General features: G+C 39.6%; 3 protein-coding genes. 1 reads left to right on the forward strand and 2 read right to left on the reverse strand.

Going from position 1 to position 2,354, the window contains the following annotated elements:
* Window positions 1-339: phage integrase N-terminal SAM-like domain-containing protein (locus GMES_RS09615; RefSeq protein ID WP_039987099.1), on the reverse strand; the 339-nt coding region annotated here is incomplete at its 3' end.
* Between the two features lie 313 nt (window positions 340-652).
* Between GMES_RS09615 and GMES_RS09620 the strand changes: the two genes are divergently transcribed.
* On the forward strand, window positions 653-1,312 hold the full coding sequence (locus GMES_RS09620) for a LysE family transporter (RefSeq protein WP_006992468.1): 660 nt from the start codon (window positions 653-655) through the stop codon (window positions 1,310-1,312).
* A 76-nt stretch (window positions 1,313-1,388) separates the two neighbouring features.
* On the opposite strand, the gene GMES_RS09625 is transcribed toward GMES_RS09620, so the two are convergent.
* Window positions 1,389-2,354, reverse strand: a 966-nt coding sequence (locus GMES_RS09625; RefSeq protein WP_039987102.1) for a reverse transcriptase domain-containing protein, incomplete at its 5' end; no start/stop codon positions are given.

Genomic DNA, 2,354 nt, shown 5'->3' on the forward strand with positions numbered 1-2,354 from the left:
CAGTGCTTCATTGTGGGATAGTACAGTCGGTACTCTTTTGGGTGCTCTAGCTCTGACTGTGTCGGGAAGTAATGTTAATTCTCGTTGTAGAATGTGTTTATACATAAACACAATGGCACAGAGAGCTAAATTTTGCGTTGAAGACGTCACATGTCTGTCGACCGCTAAATGGGTCAAGAAGTCCGTCACCTCCTGTTCCCCCATATCTTTTGGATGCTGTTTTTTATTGAATAAAATGAATCGTTTTATCCACAGCAAATACGTTTTTTCGGTCTGAATTGAGTAATGTTTGGTGCGCATAACCTGCCTAATACCTTCCAAGAAAGGTGAGCGAGTCATAAAATCCTCCTGTTTTTTATCAAGTTTATTACTGAGAAGTCTCAGTAATGTCCATGATAACGGGAGAGGAAATAATGTAAGTTATTGATTTAGTGGATTTAATTATAAACAATAACAGGCGTTACTTAGAGTTCTCAGTAACGCCCCTAATGTAAGGTAAAATAAGTGCTCAAAATACTTCCTAACTTATTGATTATTGGTAAACTTAGGATTATTAATTCACGTAGAAGTCTAGAATTTACTGAGACGTCTACATAATAAGCTGTTATATTTTTAATCAATGTTTATACTTCAAAAGTTAAGGTGAAATGACATGGAAATGAGTTTAATTGGGATTTTTGCAACAGTTGTATTTGCTCATTTTTTGGCACTTATTAGTCCAGGACCTGATTTTGTTATTCTTGTTAAGAGTGCAATAAAGAATGAAAGTAAAAAAGCTATTGGAGTAGCATTGGGTATATCCATTGCTAATGCTTTATATATAGCATTATGTTTGATCGGAGTAGGCTCATTATTAGCAAGCTCAGTCTATATAATGATTGGCTTAAAAGTGGCAGGCGGATTGTTTTTAATATATTTAGCCATTCAAGCTTTACGAGCAAAAAAAAGTGACTATGCAAGCTTATCTGTTCAAGTTAATAAAAAAGAGTTAAATAACACCACCTTTTTTAAAGAGTTCGTTGTTGGTTTCATGTCTGGAATTCTGAATCCTAAAAATGTTTTATTCTATTTAAGTTTATTTACTGTTGTTCTGACTAAGGATGTAAGCCTTACATTTAAAGTCATGCTTGGTGTGTGGATGACATCGGTAGTATTTCTATGGGACTCCGCAATTGTCTTTATTTTATCGGGAGATAGGGTAAGAAGAAAATTTGCTAAACTAGCGTACTACATTGATAAAGTAACAGGAGCTATCTTAGGTTTAGTTGGCTTTAAAATTGTAAAAACCGCACTAACTAAATCAAGCTTATAAAAATATAATCGGGTAGCCGGAGGTCTCTAACCTCCAGCCCCCACAACACCCTGCATGCGGCTCCGCACAGGGCGTTTCACTTAGGATAGTGAAGCGCAATCCAACCATCACGTAACGAGTAAAGCCCTTCGGATTTTAAGTAATCAAGTGACAAAGCCTGATTGATCCCAGGGGATTTCGCACTGCGCCATGGTCCTTTGCTGGTGATGCCACAGGCAACTGCTGCTTGTACTCGCACACCTAATCTCATTAAATTCCTTACTTTGGTACGTGGCTTACGCCACTGCCGCCAATAAGCCATTCTGACTCTGCGCCTGATCCAATGATCTAAATCCACGCATTGTTGATAGCTGTTGGCAATACCAAAGTAGTTAATCCAGCCACGTAAATATTGGCTGATTTTAAAGAGTTGGTAGTGCATCGACACGCCCCAGTTACGGTTCGTTAATCTCCGGACTTGTTGCTTAAACTTCAGCAATGTCTTTGGGTGCCATTGAATGCGTCCTCTCTTAAATGTGAATCCAAGGAATTTGCTTTCACTGGTTTTAACGACGTGGCTTTTGACCGTGTTAACGGTCAGTTTCAAGCGGTTATTCAGGAATCTGCTGATACTACTCAACACTCGCTCACCCGCACGGGGACTCTTCACTAGTATGGTAAAATCATCCGCATAGCGAGCAAACTTGTGCCCTCGTTTCTCAAGCTCTTTGTCCAGAGGGTCAAGCATGATGTTTGCCAGTAAAGGCGATAATGGCCCGCCTTGGGGAACACCTTCTCGACTTTCACTATAAAACTGGTTATCGATAACCCCAGCTCGCAAGTAACGTTTAATCAATTTAAGCAATCGCTTGTCCTTCACTTTATAGCCAAGGTGCGTCATGAGTAAATCATGATTAACGCGGTCAAAGAACTTTGACAGATCAACATCGACAGCAAAACGGCGTCCCGTTTTAATGATGCTTTGTACCTGTTTCACCGCTTGTTGCCCATTTCGATTTGGCCTAAACCCAAAACTATTGTCTGAGAAGGTTGGGTCGAATAT

Origin of the sequence: Paraglaciecola mesophila KMM 241 (assembly GCF_000315015.1) — a bacterium.
GTDB lineage: Bacteria > Pseudomonadota > Gammaproteobacteria > Enterobacterales > Alteromonadaceae > Paraglaciecola > Paraglaciecola mesophila.

Excerpts from the sequence above, each read along its gene's own strand:
- GMES_RS09620 (WP_006992468.1), top strand. The coding sequence starts at position 653 with ATGGAAATGAGTTTAATTGGGATTTTTGCAACAGTTGTATTTGCTCAT.